At 67.1% G+C, this 16008-nt stretch carries 11 protein-coding genes; 1 reads left to right on the plus strand and 10 read right to left on the minus strand.

Going from position 1 to position 16008, the window contains the following annotated elements; genetic code table 11:
* Positions 1-61 precede the first annotated feature (61 nt).
* Positions 62-1312, plus strand: coding sequence for a glycosyltransferase family 39 protein (locus IAG44_RS16095; RefSeq protein WP_187747793.1), 1251 nt, complete (start codon positions 62-64; stop codon positions 1310-1312).
* Between the two features lie 320 nt (positions 1313-1632).
* Here the strand turns inward: IAG44_RS16095 and IAG44_RS16100 are convergent, their stop codons facing one another.
* The 10 genes from IAG44_RS16100 to nusG form a co-directional block, all read right to left on the minus strand.
* Positions 1633-2100 carry a DUF1707 and DUF4190 domain-containing protein gene (locus IAG44_RS16100; protein WP_187747794.1) on the minus strand — a complete coding sequence of 156 codons (468 nt, stop codon included), beginning with the start codon at positions 2098-2100 and terminating at the stop codon, positions 1633-1635.
* Between the two features lie 246 nt (positions 2101-2346).
* A complete protein-coding gene (locus IAG44_RS16105) occupies positions 2347-6246 on the minus strand; it encodes a DNA-directed RNA polymerase subunit beta' (protein WP_187747795.1) in 3900 nt (1299 codons plus the stop codon).
* Between the two features lie 94 nt (positions 6247-6340).
* Positions 6341-9826, minus strand: coding sequence for a DNA-directed RNA polymerase subunit beta (gene rpoB, locus IAG44_RS16110; protein ID WP_187747796.1), 3486 nt, complete (start codon positions 9824-9826; stop codon positions 6341-6343).
* 565 nt (positions 9827-10391) lie between these two features.
* A complete protein-coding gene (rplL, locus tag IAG44_RS16115) occupies positions 10392-10775 on the minus strand; it encodes a 50S ribosomal protein L7/L12 (protein WP_187747797.1) in 384 nt (127 codons plus the stop codon).
* 124 nt (positions 10776-10899) lie between these two features.
* The gene (rplJ, locus tag IAG44_RS16120) at positions 10900-11430 is read right to left on the minus strand and encodes a 50S ribosomal protein L10 (RefSeq protein ID WP_187747798.1); all 531 of its coding nucleotides are present in this window, start codon (positions 11428-11430) and stop codon (positions 10900-10902) included.
* Positions 11431-11724: 294 nt separating this feature from the next.
* Positions 11725-12720 (minus strand): SCO4651 family lipoprotein, encoded by a 996-nt coding sequence (locus IAG44_RS16125; RefSeq protein WP_484602833.1) that lies wholly within the window; start codon positions 12718-12720, stop codon positions 11725-11727.
* Between the two features lie 56 nt (positions 12721-12776).
* Complete coding sequence (locus IAG44_RS16130) at positions 12777-13559, minus strand: SCO4651 family lipoprotein (protein WP_187747799.1); 783 nt, start codon at positions 13557-13559, stop codon at positions 12777-12779.
* A gap of 141 nt (positions 13560-13700) precedes the next feature.
* Positions 13701-14426: a 50S ribosomal protein L1 gene (gene rplA / locus IAG44_RS16135; RefSeq protein ID WP_187747800.1), complete on the minus strand. Its 726-nt coding sequence runs from the start codon at positions 14424-14426 to the stop codon at positions 13701-13703.
* Between the two features lie 82 nt (positions 14427-14508).
* Complete coding sequence (rplK, locus tag IAG44_RS16140) at positions 14509-14943, minus strand: 50S ribosomal protein L11 (protein WP_010354293.1); 435 nt, start codon at positions 14941-14943, stop codon at positions 14509-14511.
* 168 nt (positions 14944-15111) lie between these two features.
* Entirely contained in the window at positions 15112-15975 is an 864-nt protein-coding gene (nusG, locus tag IAG44_RS16145; RefSeq protein ID WP_187747801.1) for a transcription termination/antitermination protein NusG, read from the minus strand.
* Between the last annotated feature and the right edge of the window lie 33 nt (positions 15976-16008).

The following is a 16008-nucleotide window of genomic DNA, read 5'->3' on the forward strand; positions in this document are numbered from 1 at the left end:
CGGATGTGCGACTCTGATGCGATCTTATGCCTAGGTTTATGTGCCGAGGGGGAACCTGTCGATGAGTACCACCGCGACCGATCCCGTGGTGACGGCGCCGGAACCACCACGCCGCTTCGCGGTGCCCGACCGGGTACGACCGTACCTCCCCGCGCTCGCCCTGTACGGCGTCTGCAAGCTCACCGGGCTCGGCGTCTTCGCGTACCTGCTGGAGTGGACCGGCGACTACGCGAAGAAGGATCCCCGCTTCGGGGGCGGCGCCCACTGGTGGGACGTCCTCGCGACGTGGGACGGCTGGTGGTACCTCCAGGTCGCCGAAAAGGGGTACGACCCCAAACCCCTCCAGCACCTCGCGCCGGGCGGCCTCTTCACCGTCCAGCAGGACTCCGTCGCCTTCTTCCCGCTCTTCCCCGGCCTGATCCGGGGCGTCTCCGAGATCACCGGGCTCGGCCTGTACGGCTCCGCGATGCTGGTCTCGATCGTCAGCTCCTTCGTCGCCGCGGCCGGCATCTACGCGGTCGTCTCCCTGCTCGCCGGCCCCCGCGCCGGGACCATCGCCGCCGGCCTGTGGGCCATCGTCCCCGGCGCCGGCGTCGAGTGGGCCGTCTACTCCGAATCCCTCTTCGTCGCCATCGCCGCGTGGACCTGCTGGTGCGTGATGAAGCGCCGCTGGATGGCCGCCGGCCTCCTCGCCTTCCTCGCCGGCCTCAACCGCCCCACGTCCGCCGCTCTCATCGGCGCCGTCGGCCTGGCCGCCCTCGTCACCCTCGCCCGCAAGGACTCCCGCCGCGAACACGGCATCGCCGGCCCCGTCTACGCGATCGTCGCCGCCCCCCTCGGCCTCCTCACCTACATCACCTGGGTCGGCCTCAGCATGGGCGACCTCACCGCCTACTTCACCCTCCAACGCGAGGGCTGGGCCCACTACTTCGACTTCGGCGCCTACACCCTCGACGTCCTGCGCAACACCGCCGTAGGCCGCACCGACTACCTCTTCGCCTTCCCCACGGCCGACCTGATCGCCGTCCTCCTGGTCCTCACCCTCCCCTTCCTCCTCACCCTCCTCCTCCGCACCAAGCCCCCCCTGGTCCTGACTGCCTACACCCTCGCCTCAATCCTCACAGTCCTGGGCACCCAACAAATGTTCGCCAACACCCCCCGCTACCTCCTCCCCGCCTTCCCCCTACTCCTGGCCCCAGCCATGGCCCTGTCCCGCCTGAAGTGGACGGCCTTGCTCCCCTTGTACGCAACCTTCGCAGTGGCCTCGGGCTGGTACGCCCACTACTTGATGTTCGAACTGGGCATCCCGTAAAAACGGCAGAGCCGCGCGAACGCAACAAACCACACCACGTCCTTCAGAGACGCGGGGCTGTACCGATATGCGGCCACCACCGCGCGAGCACGAACAACGCACACCACACCCGCACCCACCCACCGAGCAGAACCCAGTCCTCCAGGCGCGAGGCCGCATCGATACCCGGCCACCGCCGCACAGACGCGACAACCCACAACGGCGCCGCACCCGCCCACCCTCCCGCACCCAGTCTTTTAGGGGCGCGGGGAACTGCGCGAACAACCACGACGCACCCGCACCCGCCGAAGCCCCCCAGCCCCCTCCTCGAACCGCGCTCCTCACACAGCCAGCAGCATCATCAACAGCATGAACGCGGCCCACCCTGCGATGGAGAGCCACCCGAGGATGATCCCGGCCATGGCGAACCCCTCACCCCCCTCACCGGTCCGCTGGATCTCCGTCCGCGCGGAGTGCCCGAGAATCACCGCCGGAATCCCCGTGAGCCCGAACGTCATGGTCGTCAGCACCCCACACACGAGCGCCCCCACGGCCTTCCCATTGGTCGGCGGCGCGGGCAACGGCCGAAACGTCCGCGGCACATACCCCTGCGGCGGCGGAGCGAACTGCTGCACAGGCGCAGGCCCCTGAGGCAGATCGGCGACGATCAACCCCAGCTCCCCCACGGTCCGAGCCTGATACGCCCGAGCCACCCGCCGCTCCAGCTCATCCGCCTGCAACCGCCCCTCACTGAACCCCGCCCGCAACACATCCACAGCCCGCTCCCGATCAGCAGTGGACGCCAGCATCCCACCCCCCTGCTGCACAGCCGGAGGCTGCTGCTGCCCACCCTGCCCCTGAGCCGGCTGCCACGGCTGCCACGGCGTCGGATACGACACGGGACCTCCCCCGGACGGCACCACTTCTTTTCTTACCCCTATCATCCCCCAACGCCCGACCCGCCCCCACGGTTCCACAAACCCGGAAAACACGAGGGCGGCCACCCCACAAGGAGTGACCGCCCTCGAACGCCTACAGCGCTACCGCACTACCGCCTACTGGTTGTACGGCCCGTAGTCGTAGTCCTCCAGCGGAACCGCCTGACCCGACCCCGTCCCGAAGGGCGAGTAGTCGATGTCGTCGTAGCCGACCGCCGAGTACATCGCGGCCTTGGCCTCCTCGGTCGGCTCCACCCGGATGTTGCGGTAACGGGACAGCCCCGTACCGGCCGGGATGAGCTTACCGATGATGACGTTCTCCTTGAGCCCGATGAGCGAGTCGGACTTGGCGTTGATCGCCGCGTCGGTGAGGACTCGCGTCGTCTCCTGGAAGGACGCCGCCGACAGCCAGGACTCGGTCGCCAGCGAGGCCTTGGTGATACCCATGAGCTGCGGACGACCGGAGGCCGGGTGACCGCCCTCCTGGACCACACGCCGGTTCTCGGTCTCGAACTTCGACCGCTCGACCAGCTCACCCGGCAGGAGTTCCGCGTCGCCGGACTCGATGATCGTCACCCGGCGCAGCATCTGCCGGATGATGATCTCGATGTGCTTGTCGTGGATCGACACGCCCTGCGAGTTGTAGACCTTCTGGACCTCGCCGACCAGGTGGACCTGGACCGCGCGCTGACCGAGGATGCGCAGCACGTCGTGGGGGTTGGTCGCACCGACCGTGAGCTTCTGGCCCACCTCGACGTGCTCACCCTCACTGACCAGCAGACGCGCACGCTTCGAGATCGGGAACGCCGTCTCGTCGCTGCCGTCGTCCGGCGTGATGACGATCTTCTTGGTCTTCTCGGTCTCCTCGATCCGTACGCGGCCCTGGGCCTCGGAGATCGGGGCGACACCCTTCGGGGTACGCGCCTCGAAGAGCTCGACGACACGCGGCAGACCCTGGGTGATGTCGTCACCGGCCACACCACCGGTGTGGAAGGTACGCATCGTCAGCTGGGTACCGGGCTCACCGATGGACTGCGCGGCGATGATGCCGACCGCCTCACCGATGTCGACCAGCTTGCCGGTGGCCAGCGAACGGCCGTAGCACATGGCACAGGTGCCGACGTGCGACTCACAGGTCAGGATCGAGCGGGTCTTGACCTCCTCGATGCCGTGCCGGACCAGCTCGTCGATGAGGACGTCACCGAGGTCGGTGTTGGCCGGGGCCAGCACACGGCCGTCGACCGTGATGTCCTCGGCGAGCATGCGGGCGTAGACGGACGTCTCGACGTTCTCCGTCTTGCGCAGCACGCCGTCCTCGCCGCGCTCGGCGATCGCCAGCTTGAGGCCGCGGTCGGTGCCGCAGTCCTCCTCGCGGATGATGACGTCCTGCGAGACGTCCACCAGACGACGGGTGAGGTAACCCGAGTCGGCGGTACGCAGGGCGGTGTCGGCGAGACCCTTACGGGCACCGTGCGTGGAGATGAAGTACTCCAGCACGGACAGGCCCTCACGGAAGGACGCCTTGATCGGACGCGGGATGGTCTCGTTCTTCGCGTTCGACACCAGACCACGCATACCGGCGATCTGCCGCATCTGCATCATGTTTCCTCGGGCACCCGAGTCAACCATCATGAAGATGGGGTTCGTCTTGGGGAAGTTCTCGTTCATCGCCTCGGCGACCTCGTTGGTCGCCTGCGTCCAGATCTGGATGAGCTCCTGCGTGCGCTCTTCCTTGGTGATCAGACCGCGCTCGTACTGCTTCTGGACCTTCTCGTCCTTGGCCTCGTACCCGGCGACGATCTCCTTCTTCGCCTCGGGGACGACGACGTCGGAGATGGCGACGGTGACACCGGAACGGGTCGCCCAGTGGAAGCCGGCCGCCTTCAGGTTGTCCAGCGTCGCGGCGACGATCACCTTGGGGTAGCGCTCGGCGAGGTCGTTGACGATCTCGGAGAGCTGCTTCTTGCCCACCGAGTAGTCGACGAACGGGTAGTCCTCGGGCAGCAGCTCGTTGAAGAGCGCGCGGCCCAGCGTGGTGCGCAGCCGGAAGCTGTCACCCTGCTGCCACTCCGGCTCGTCCTCCTCGCGCACCGGCGGCGTCCAGCCACGCGGCGGGATGGTGCCCACCGGGAAGCGGATGTCGACCGGCGACTGGAGGGCCAGCTCCCCGGCGTCGAACGCCATGATCGCCTCGGGCACCGAGGAGAAGGAGCGGTCCTCGCCCTTGGTGTCGCGCAGCTCGCCGTCGGTGGTGAGGAAGAACAGACCGAGGACCATGTCCTGGGTCGGCATCGTCACCGGACGGCCGTCGGCGGGCTTGAGGATGTTGTTCGAGGACAGCATCAGGATGCGGGCCTCGGCCTGCGCCTCCGCGGAGAGCGGCAGGTGGACGGCCATCTGGTCACCGTCGAAGTCCGCGTTGAACGCGGTGCAGACGAGCGGGTGGATCTGGATGGCCTTGCCCTCGACGAGCTGCGGCTCGAACGCCTGGATGCCGAGGCGGTGCAGGGTGGGCGCACGGTTCAGCAGCACCGGGTGCTCGGCGATGACCTCTTCGAGGACGTCGTACACGACGGTGCGGCCGCGCTCCACCATGCGCTTGGCCGACTTGATGTTCTGCGCGTGGTTCAGGTCGACCAGGCGCTTCATCACGAACGGCTTGAACAGCTCCAGCGCCATCGCCTTCGGCAGACCGCACTGGTGCAGCTTGAGCTGCGGACCGACGACGATCACGGAACGCGCGGAGTAGTCCACACGCTTGCCGAGCAGGTTCTGACGGAAACGGCCCTGCTTGCCCTTCAGCATGTCGCTGAGGGACTTCAGCGGGCGGTTACCGGGACCGGTGACCGGACGGCCACGACGACCGTTGTCGAAGAGGGCGTCAACAGCCTCCTGAAGCATGCGCTTCTCGTTGTTGACGATGATCTCGGGCGCGCCGAGGTCGAGGAGCCGCTTCAGACGGTTGTTGCGGTTGATCACACGGCGGTACAGGTCGTTCAGGTCGGAGGTCGCGAAGCGGCCACCGTCCAGCTGCACCATCGGACGCAGGTCCGGCGGGATGACCGGCACGCAGTCCAGGACCATGCCCTTGGGGCTGTTGGACGTCTGCAGGAACGCGGAGACGACCTTGAGGCGCTTGAGCGCGCGGGTCTTCTTCTGGCCCTTGCCGGTGCGGATGATCTCGCGAAGCTTCTCGGCCTCTTCGTCGAGGTCGAAGGACTCCAGGCGCTTCTGCAGCGCGGCGGCGCCCATCGAACCGTCGAAGTACGTGCCGAAGCGGTCACGCAGCTCGCGGTACAGGAGCTCGTCGCCCTCCAGGTCCTGGACCTTGAGGTTCTTGAAGCGGGTCCAGACCTCGTCGAGGCGGTCGATCTCGCGCTGCGTACGGTCGCGCAGCTGCTTCATCTCGCGCTCGGCGCCTTCGCGGACCTTGCGGCGGACGTCGGACTTGGCGCCCTCCGCCTCCAGCTCGGCCAGGTCGCCTTCCAGCTTCTTGGCGCGGGCCTCCAGGTCGGCGTCCCGGCGGTTCTCGATCTGCTGGCGCTCGACCGAGACGTGCGCCTCCAGGGAGGGCAGGTCACGGGTACGGCGCTCGTCGTCGACGTACGTGATCATGTACGCCGCGAAGTAGATGACCTTCTCCAGGTCCTTCGGGGCGAGGTCGAGCAGGTAGCCCAGGCGCGACGGGACGCCCTTGAAGTACCAGATGTGGGTGACGGGAGCGGCCAGCTCGATGTGGCCCATCCGCTCACGACGCACCTTGGCGCGGGTGACCTCGACGCCACAGCGCTCACAGATGATGCCCTTGAAGCGAACGCGCTTGTACTTGCCGCAGTAGCACTCCCAGTCCCGGGTGGGGCCGAAGATCTTCTCGCAGAAGAGCCCGTCCTTTTCCGGCTTCAGGGTGCGGTAGTTGATCGTCTCGGGCTTCTTGACCTCGCCGTGGCTCCACTGGCGGATGTCGTCCGCGGTGGCCAGGCCGATCCGAAGCTCGTCGAAGAAGTTGACGTCGAGCACTATGCGTCAATCCCTCTCAGGGTTGTAAGTCATGGGGTCTGAAACGGGGGTCCTGGGGCCGGCCGGGCCATGGTGTGGCCCGGCCGGACTCCCGTCAGACCTCTTCGACGCTGCTCGGCTCGCGCCGGGACAGGTCGATGCCGAGCTCTTCCGCCGCGCGGAAGACGTCCTCGTCGGTGTCGCGCATCTCGATGGACATGCCGTCCGAGGACAGCACCTCCACGTTGAGGCACAGGGACTGCATCTCCTTGATGAGCACCTTGAAGGACTCGGGGATGCCGGGCTCGGGGATGTTCTCGCCCTTGACGATGGCCTCGTAGACCTTCACGCGGCCGGTGACGTCGTCGGACTTGATGGTCAGCAGCTCCTGGAGGGCGTACGCGGCGCCGTAAGCCTCCAGCGCCCACACCTCCATCTCGCCGAATCGCTGGCCACCGAACTGGGCCTTACCACCCAGCGGCTGCTGGGTGATCATCGAGTACGGACCGGTCGACCGGGCGTGCAGCTTGTCGTCGACCAGGTGGTGGAGCTTGAGGATGTACATGTAGCCGACGGAGATCGGGTCCGGGAACGGCTCACCGCTACGGCCGTCGAACAGCCGCGCCTTGCCGGACGGGAGCACCATGCGCTCGCCGTCGCGGTTGGGGATGGTGTGGTTCAGCAGACCCGCCAGCTCGTCCTCACGGGCACCGTCGAAGACCGGGGTGGCGACGTTGGTGCCGGGGGCGACCTGGTCGGCGCCGATGACCTGGAGGCGCTGCGCCCACTCGTCGGCGAGCCCGGAGACGTCCCAGCCACGGCTGGCGAGCCAGCCGAGGTGGATCTCCAGGACCTGTCCCGGGTTCATTCGGGACGGCACACCGAGCGGGTTGAGGATGATGTCGACCGGGGTGCCGTCCTCCAGGAACGGCATGTCCTCGATCGGCAGGATCTTGGAAATAACACCCTTGTTGCCGTGGCGGCCGGCGAGCTTGTCACCGTCGGTGATCTTGCGCTTCTGCGCCACGTACACGCGCACCAGCTGGTTGACGCCCGGGGGAAGCTCGTCCCCCTCCTCGCGGTCGAAGACGCGGACGCCGATGATCTTGCCGATCTCGCCGTGCGGCACCTTCAGCGAGGTGTCACGGACCTCGCGGGCCTTCTCACCGAAGATCGCGCGCAGCAGCCGCTCCTCGGGCGTCAGCTCGGTCTCACCCTTGGGCGTGACCTTGCCGACGAGGATGTCACCGGCGACGACCTCGGCACCGATGCGGATGATGCCGCGCTCGTCGAGGTCGGCCAGGACCTCTTCGGAGACGTTCGGGATGTCCCGGGTGATCTCCTCGGGGCCGAGCTTGGTGTCACGGGCGTCGACCTCGTGCTCCTCGATGTGGATCGAGGAGAGGACGTCGTCCTGGACGAGGCGCTGCGACAGGATGATCGCGTCTTCGTAGTTGTGGCCCTCCCACGGCATGAACGCGACGAGCAGGTTCTTGCCGAGCGCCATCTCGCCGTTCTCGGTGGCCGGACCGTCGGCCAGGACCTGGCCGGTGATGATCCGGTCGCCCTCGTCGACGATGACCTTCTGGTTGACCGAGGTGCCCTGGTTGGAGCGCGAGAACTTGTGCAGGCGGTACGTGATGTACGTGCCGTCGTCGTTCGCGGTGGTGATGTAGTCCGCGGAGACCTCCTGGACCACACCGGGCTTCTCGGCCTTGACGACGTCACCGGCGTCGACGGCGGAGCGGTACTCCATGCCGGTGCCGACGAGCGGGGCCTCGCTCTTGATGAGCGGCACGGCCTGGCGCATCATGTTCGCGCCCATGAGGGCACGGTTGGCGTCGTCGTGCTCGAGGAACGGGATCATGGCGGTCGCGACCGACACCATCTGGCGCGGCGAGACGTCCATGTAGTCGACCTCGTCACCGGGGACGTAGTCGACCTCGCCACCACGACGGCGGACCAGGACGCGGTTCTCGGTGAAGCGCAGTTCGTCGTTGAGCGTGGCGTTGGCCTGCGCGATGACGAAGCGGTCCTCCTCGTCGGCGGTCAGGTAGTCGACCTCGTCGGTGACCTGGCCGTCGACGACCTTGCGGTACGGGGTCTCGACGAAACCGAACGCGTTGACGCGGCCGTAGGAGGCGAGCGAGCCGATCAGACCGATGTTCGGGCCTTCGGGCGTCTCGATCGGGCACATGCGGCCGTAGTGCGAGGGGTGCACGTCACGGACCTCGAAGCCGGCCCGCTCACGGGAGAGACCACCGGGACCAAGGGCCGACAGACGGCGCTTGTGGGTGAGCCCCGACAGCGGGTTGTTCTGGTCCATGAACTGCGACAGCTGGCTGGTGCCGAAGAACTCCTTGATGGAGGCGACGACCGGCCGGATGTTGATCAGGGTCTGCGGCGTGATCGCCTCGACGTCCTGGGTGGTCATGCGCTCGCGCACGACACGCTCCATACGGGCGAGACCCGTACGGACCTGGTTCTGGATCAGCTCGCCGACGCTGCGCAGACGGCGGTTGCCGAAGTGGTCGATGTCGTCGGTCTCGACGACGATCGTCTGACCGCTGTCGCCGACCGTCTCGGTCTCGCCCGCGTGCAGCTTGACCAGGTACTTGATCGTCGCGATGACGTCCTCGACGGTCAGCACACCGGCGTCGAGCGGGGCGTCCGCGGCGAGCTTCTTGTTGACCTTGTAGCGGCCGACCTTCGCGAGGTCGTAGCGCTTCGGGTTGAAGTACAGGTTCTCGAGGAGCGTCTGCGCGGCCTCACGGGTCGGCGGCTCGCCCGGACGCAGCTTGCGGTAGATGTCGAGCAGCGCGTCGTCCTGGCCCTGGGTGTGGTCCTTCTCCAGGGTGGCGCGCATGGACTCGTACTCGCCGAACTCCTCCAGGATCTGCTCGGTGGTGTAGCCGAGGGCCTTGAGGAGGACGGTCACGGACTGCTTGCGCTTGCGGTCGATGCGGACGCCGACCATGTCGCGCTTGTCGATCTCCATCTCCAGCCAGGCACCCCGGGACGGGATGATCTTGGCGGAGAAGATGTCCTTGTCGGACGTCTTGTCGATGGAGGAGTCGAAGTAGACACCGGGCGAGCGCACGAGCTGCGACACGACGACACGCTCGGTGCCGTTGATGACGAAGGTGCCCTTGTTCGTCATGAGCGGGAAGTCGCCCATGAAGACCGTCTGGGACTTGATCTCGCCGGTCTCGTTGTTGGTGAACTCGGCGGTGACGAAGAGCGGCGCGGCGTACGTGAAGTCGCGCTCCTTGCACTCGTCGATGCTGTTCTTCGGCGGCTCGAAGCGGTGGTCGCGGAAGGTCAGCGACATCGACCCGGAGAAGTCCTCGATCGGGGAGATCTCCTCGAAGATCTCCTCCAGACCGGACTTGGTGGGGACGTCCTGACCGCTCTCCAGAGCCTCCTCGACCCGACTCTGCCAGGCGGTGTTGCCGAGCAGCCAGTCGAAGCTCTCGGTCTGGAGCGCGAGCAGGTTCGGAACCTCGAGAGGCTCCTTGATCTTTGCAAAGGAGATGCGCAGCGGGGCAGTGCTGGCGGCGTTGTTCGTATTCGCGGTCGAGGCGGTGCGCGAGGCGGCCAAGAGGGGGTCCTTCCGAGGGCTCGGACTCACTACGCGCTTCCCGGCCCCTCCCCGGTGCACAAACGACGAAAGTCCCAGGTCAGGGCCGTTTCAGTCGCTGATGCTCAAGTGAGGGCATGCCCCTGGTGACGGGCAGGGGATAGCTAACAGGCAGCGCAAAGGGACAGTGTAGCCACTTGGCACACTGATGTCCAGCCCCGATTTTCAACAGCCCTCGTCGTCACTCAACGCCCTCGGCATGCTCGCCCTCAACGCACGTTGATACTGCCCTCTTCGCCGTCGATCCATGCCTCGGATTCGGATCCTTGTGACGACGCGTCCTGAGAATTGCGCGCTGCGTGCTGTTCGTCAAGGCCCCCCTGCCCGAACAGGGGGTGTCCGCAGACACGACGAAGATCACCATACCCCTCGTGAACAGGGGTTCAAGGCAACCGTGGCCACGCTTCCAGGAACGCCGAAGAGCGACCACCCGGATGGATGATCGCTCTTCGCGGTGCTCGCGTTACAGCCCTGGCGGGCCGCTTTCGAGACTGTTTCCGAGGCTCGCTACGAGACTCGGAAGGTGTTACTTGACCTCGACCGAGGCGCCGGCGCCCTCAAGGGCTTCCTTCGCCTTGTCAGCGGCTTCCTTGTTGACCTTCTCGACGACCGGCTTCGGCGCACCGTCGACCAGGTCCTTGGCCTCCTTGAGGCCCAGGGAGGTCAGCTCACGCACGACCTTGATGACCTGGATCTTCTTGTCGCCGGCACCGGTGAGGATGACGTCGAACTCGTCCTTCTCCTCGACGGCCTCGGCACCACCGGAGGCGGCGCCACCGGCGACGACGACCGGCGCGGCAGCGGCGGCGGTGACCTCGAACTTGTCCTCGAACGCCTTCACGAACTCGGCGAGCTGGATCAGGGTCATGTTCTCGAACTCGGCAAGCAGTTCGTCCTGGGTGAGCGCCATGGTGGCTGCTCCTTCCACTTCTAGATCGGCAGGTGCCGGATGTATGTGTCTGGCGGGCGTTCGGCCCGCTACGACCGTCGCGCTACGGCTGCTGCCTCACGCGGCGGTCATGATGCGAGCCGAGTTACTCGGCACCGCCCTGCTCGTCCTGCTTGGCGCGAAGAGCGTCCACGGTGCGGACGAGCTTCGTCGGCAGCGCCTGGAAGAGGGAGGCAGCCTGGGACTGCTTGCCCTTCATGGCACCGGCCAGCTTGGAGAGCAGAACCTCGCGGGACTCGAGGTCCGCAAGCTTCTTGATCTCGTCGGCGGACAGCGCCTTGCCGTCAAGGACACCGCCCTTGATGACGAGGTTCGGGTTGTCCTTGGCGAAGTCACGAAGACCCTTCGCCGACGTCACCGGGTCACCGGTGATGAAGGCGACCGCCGTCGGACCGTTGAACAGGTCGTCGAGCGTCGAGATCCCGGCCTCGTTGGCCGCAATCTTGGTCAGCGTGTTCTTCACCACGGCGTACTGGGCGTCTTCACCGAGCGAACGACGCAGCGTCTTCAGCTGCGCCACGGTGAGACCCCGGTACTCGGTCAGCACGGCGGCGTTCGAGCTGCGGAACTGCTCCGTCAGCTCGGCCACCGCGGCAGCCTTGTCGGGCCTTGCCATGAGCGTCGGCCTCCTTCCGGGTGATGAGACCGCTCGGAAGGGGCTGGGGAAAACGAAACGCCCCGGCGCAGGCGCACGGGGCGTAGCTCGACCGGGACTCGCACGCCGCTCGGGCAGCGAACTCCGGGAGCTCTTCCACGATCACCTGCGCGGGTCGTCCGCTTCAGCGGATCCTTCGGCCGCCGCACGTCCTTACGGACACACGGCAACGACCAGCGGTCTTTGGCTTCTCAAGGAGAGTACGCGACCGGATCCGCGCGGGGCAAATCCGGTCGTACGACGGTCGCCCGCGGCTCAGGCGGACGGCGTCGGCACCGGCTCCAGGCCCTGGAGGTCGAGGTCGCCCCCGTCCAGGTTCTCCAGCTCCTTCAGCGAGTCGCCGAGGTTCTTGAGCATGTCCATCAGGTCGAAGGTGTCGGTGGCGGCCGGCGGCGTGACCTTGGCCTGCGCGCCGTAGTCGGAGAGCTTCATGCTCATCTTGACGGCGCCCTTGGGGTGGTCCATCACGACGTCCATCCGGACCGGCAGGTCGTCCTTGTTGACCCAGACGTCCGTGTCGTAGCCCGTGAAGCCGGACTTCTCGATGTTCTTCAGGAGCTTGTCGCGGTCGGCGGAGTCCAGGACGTCCAGCGACTTGTTGGACGCCATCATCTCCTTGACGGTGAGCAGGCCCTTGTAGTGGTCCGCCTCGACGCCGTCGATCTTCTCGCTGCCGATGTGCTTGATGTTCGGCGATTCGAGGAGCAGGGCGAGCTGGTCCACCGGGCTCTGGTTCATGTCCTCCAGGCCGGAGGTCATCTGCTTCTGGAGCGCCTGGTCGCCGGTGGCCTTGGCCGCGGCGGCCAGGTCCAGCTTGATCCAGTGCTTGCCCTTCATCATCTCGCCGAGGCCCGGGGACGAGCCCATGTTCATGTACATGACGTTGTTCGCCATGATCATGCGGACGCTCTCGGGGGCGCCCGGCTCGCCGGTGAGCCCGTCACCCTTCATCGTGACGTCCATCACGGTCGGGTCCCAGCCCATGACACCGGTCATCGTCGTGTTGCCGTCGCCCCCCAGGCCCTTCGGCATCGACATGGTCATGTTGACCTTGGCGGACTTCGCCTCCGCCGTCTTCTTGAACGAGGCGGCCATCACCTGGGCCGCCGTGCGCTCCACGGTGTCCGCGCCGTTTCCGCAGGCCACGGCGCCGGTCAGGACCAGCGCGGTCACCCCGGTCATGACAGTCGTCTTCCGGACGTTCACAAGTCCCCCCACGATCCTCAGGAGCCTCCCCCGACTCCCCTTCATTTGATGTACCTGTGAAGAACCTTAGCCCGAGACTTCCTTTACCGTCCCTGACGTTTTCAGCCCCCCGACAGTTCCCGCACCAGCTCCGAGAAGTCCGCGGTGTCCTTCGCCGGGGGCCGCTCGGCGGCGACCTTCGTGCCGTAGTCGCTGTAGTACGCGGTCTGGCTGTACGCCCCGTCCGCCGTGACGCCCTTCTCCACCTTCTTGACCAGCAGGTGCCGCTCGTCCACCCAGACGTCCACCCGCTCGGTCGTCACGTGCGAGGCGTCCGAGTCGACGCTGCCCGAGTAGTGCGTCGTCCGCCGCCCCCGCACGGTCTCCCGGCCGACCTCGCGGACGTCCCGCGAGGCCAGCAGGAGCTTCACGGAGCGGTTCGGGGCGGTGTGCCGGAGCTGGTCCTGGATGTACTCCCCCGAGCGGCCGGCCAGCCGCTCCAGGTCGGCGTAGTCGTAGCGCACCCAGTGCCGCCCGCCGGCCGACTTCGCGAGCGCGGCGCCCATCCGCGCGTAGTACGCCTCCGGCAGGTACCGGGCCTCCGTGGACGACGTCCCGGCCTCCCGCATCGTCCGGGCGACGCTCCCGCCGGTGTAGGTCAGCACCAGCGTCCCGGTGAGCCCGCCGGACCAGGAGACGGCGCCCTCGGCCGTGAGGGACATCAGCCTGCCCATGACGGTGCTCGTCTCGACCTTCGCCGAGGCCGCCTCGCGCGTGGCCCGCTCGGCGCTGCGCAGCGCCGCCGGCGGCCGGACCGCGGCCACCTCGGGCTCGTCCGGCGTCGTGCAGGCCACGCTCCCCGCCAGCACCAACGCCAGCGCCGCCCACAGCCCCGCCCGCTTCATCCGCCCCACCACCCCTGTGCGATCTCCGTGACCGCACGGTAACCCAGCCCCCGCACACCGGGACAGAGACCCCGGAAAAGGGAACGGGCCCCACACCCGAAGGTGTGGGGCCCGGCCCGACTACGAGGTGAGCGGTGAGGCTCAGACCGCGGCCGGGTCCTCCTCGACGAGGAGGTTGCGGGTGCGGTTCGGGTCGACCTGGATGCCGGGGCCGATCGTGGTGCTGATCGCGGCCTTCTTGATGTAACGACCCTTCGCGGCGGACGGCTTGAGACGCGTGATCTCTTCCAGCGCCGCGGCGTAGTTCTCCACCAGCTTCTCGTCGTCGAACGACGTCTTGCCGATGATGAAGTGCAGGTTCGAGTGCTTGTCGACGCGGAACTCGATCTTGCCGCCCTTGATGTCCGTGACGGCCTTGGCCACGTCCGGGGTGACGGTGCCGGTCTTCGGGTTCGGCATCAGACCACGCGGACCGAGCACGCGGCCGAGGCGGCCGACCTTGCCCATGAGGTCCGGGGTGGCGACGACGGCGTCGAAGTCCAGGCGGCCCTTGGCGACCTCGTCGATCAGTTCGTCGGAGCCGACGATGTCGGCGCCAGCGGCTTCCGCGGCGGCAGCACGGTCACCGGTCGCGAAGACCAGGACCCGGGCGGTCTTGCCGGTGCCGTGCGGCAGGTTCACGGTGCCACGGACCATCTGGTCGGCCTTGCGCGGGTCGACACCCAGGCGGAAGGCGACCTCGACGGTGCCGTCGAACTTCGAGGTGGAGGTCTCCTTGGCGAGACGGACGGCCTCGAGCGGGGCGTACAGCTTCTCCCGGTCGACCTTGGCGTCCGCAGCGCGAAGAGCCTTGCTGCGCTTGCTCATGTACTGCTCCTGTGTGTTCTGGAGTCGTGGTCAGGGCCGAGCAGGCCCTCCCACTGAACTGCTTGCGGGAAGGGGGTGGGACTCAGCCCTCGACGACGACGCCCATGGAACGCGCGGTACCGGCGATGATCTTCGCGGCGGCGTCCAGGTCGTTGGCGTTGAGGTCGGGGAGCTTGGTCGTGGCGATCTCGCGGACCTGCGCCTCGGTGATCTTGGCGACCTTGGTCTTGTGCGGCTCGCCGGAGCCCTTCTCGACACCCGCGGCCTTGAGGATCATCTTCGCGGCCGGCGGCGTCTTGGTCACGAAGGTGAAGGAACGGTCCTCGTAGACCGTGATCTCCACCGGGATGACCCAGCCACGCTGCGACTCGGTCGCGGCGTTGTACGCCTTGCAGAACTCCATGATGTTGACACCGTGCTGACCGAGCGCGGGGCCGACCGGCGGGGCGGGGTTCGCCGCACCGGCGTTGATCTGGAGCTTGATGAGCCCCGTGACCTTCTTCTTCTTGGGAGGCATAGCTCTCCGGGTCCTTTCGATTCGGGTCCTGCCCGCCTCCGGGAATCACCCGGACGCAGGCATACCGCACAACGATAGCGGGTATAGGTGTGCGGCTGAAAACCGAGCAGGTCAGACAAGCCGTGAAGGCCCGCCTGACCTGGTCGGAAGCGTTTCTTCCAGAAGGAGCTAGTTCTTCTGGATCTGGTCGAAGGACAGCTCGACCGGCGTCTCGCGGCCGAAGATCTCCACCAGGCCCTTGACCTTCTTGGAGTCGGCGTTGATCTCGTTGATCGTGGCCTGCAGCGTGGCGAACGGACCGTCGGTCACCGTCACCGAGTCGCCCACCTCGAAGTCCAGCACCTGGACCTCGACCTTGCGCGCGGGCGCCGGCTTGCCCTCGGCCTCGGCCGCCTCACGGGCCGCCTTCTCCTCCGCCTCGGGCGCGAGCATCTTGACGATCTCGTCCAGCGTCAGCGGGTAGGGGTCGTACGCGTTGCCCACGAACCCGGTGACACCGGGGGTGTTGCGGACGACGCCCCAGGACTCGTTGGTGAGGTCCATCCGGACGAGGACGTACCCGGGCAGCTTGTTCTGCCGGATCGTCTTGCGCTCGCCGTTCTTGATCTGGGCGACCTCTTCCTGCGGCACCTCGGCCTGGAAGATGAAGTCCTCGACGTTCAGCGAGACGGCGCGCTGCTCCAGGTTGGTCTTCACGCGGTTCTCGTAACCGGCGTACGTGTGGATGACGTACCACTCGCCGGGGAGCGTGCGCAGCTCCTCGCGCAGGGCCTCGACGGGGTCGACGGGCTCGGTCTCGACGTCACCGCCGGACTCGTCGTCCTCGTCGCCCTCGCCCTCGCCGCCGTCCTCTTCGAGGGCTTCCTCGTCGAGGTGGACGGCGTCCTCTTCAGCGGCCTCGCCGGCCTCGGCGTCGGCAGCCTCGACCTCGTCCAGGTCCTCGTCCGCGCCCTCGACGATGTCGAGCTCGTCGTCGACGGACTCGACGGTCTCGACAGCTTCGCGGTCGTCGTTCAGGTTCTGGTCAGACACGTGGCTGCTTCTTCCTGGGTTGCATAGGGGTGG

The organism is Streptomyces roseirectus (genome assembly GCF_014489635.1).
Lineage (GTDB): Bacteria > Actinomycetota > Actinomycetes > Streptomycetales > Streptomycetaceae > Streptomyces > Streptomyces roseirectus.

Coding starts and splice junctions, on each gene's coding strand:
- IAG44_RS16100 (WP_187747794.1), bottom strand. CDS start 2,100: ATGCTGGCGTCCACTGCTGATCGGGAGCGGGCTGTGGATGTGTTGCGG.
- IAG44_RS16130 (WP_187747799.1), bottom strand. CDS start 13,559: ATGAAGCGGGCGGGGCTGTGGGCGGCGCTGGCGTTGGTGCTGGCGGGG.
- rplA (WP_187747800.1), bottom strand. CDS start 14,426: ATGAGCAAGCGCAGCAAGGCTCTTCGCGCTGCGGACGCCAAGGTCGAC.
- rplL (WP_187747797.1), bottom strand. CDS start 10,775: ATGGCGCTCACCCAGGACGAACTGCTTGCCGAGTTCGAGAACATGACC.
- IAG44_RS16125 (WP_484602833.1), bottom strand. CDS start 12,720: ATGAAGGGGAGTCGGGGGAGGCTCCTGAGGATCGTGGGGGGACTTGTG.
- rplK (WP_010354293.1), bottom strand. CDS start 14,943: ATGCCTCCCAAGAAGAAGAAGGTCACGGGGCTCATCAAGCTCCAGATC.
- rplJ (WP_187747798.1), bottom strand. CDS start 11,430: ATGGCAAGGCCCGACAAGGCTGCCGCGGTGGCCGAGCTGACGGAGCAG.
- IAG44_RS16095 (WP_187747793.1), top strand. CDS start 62: ATGAGTACCACCGCGACCGATCCCGTGGTGACGGCGCCGGAACCACCA.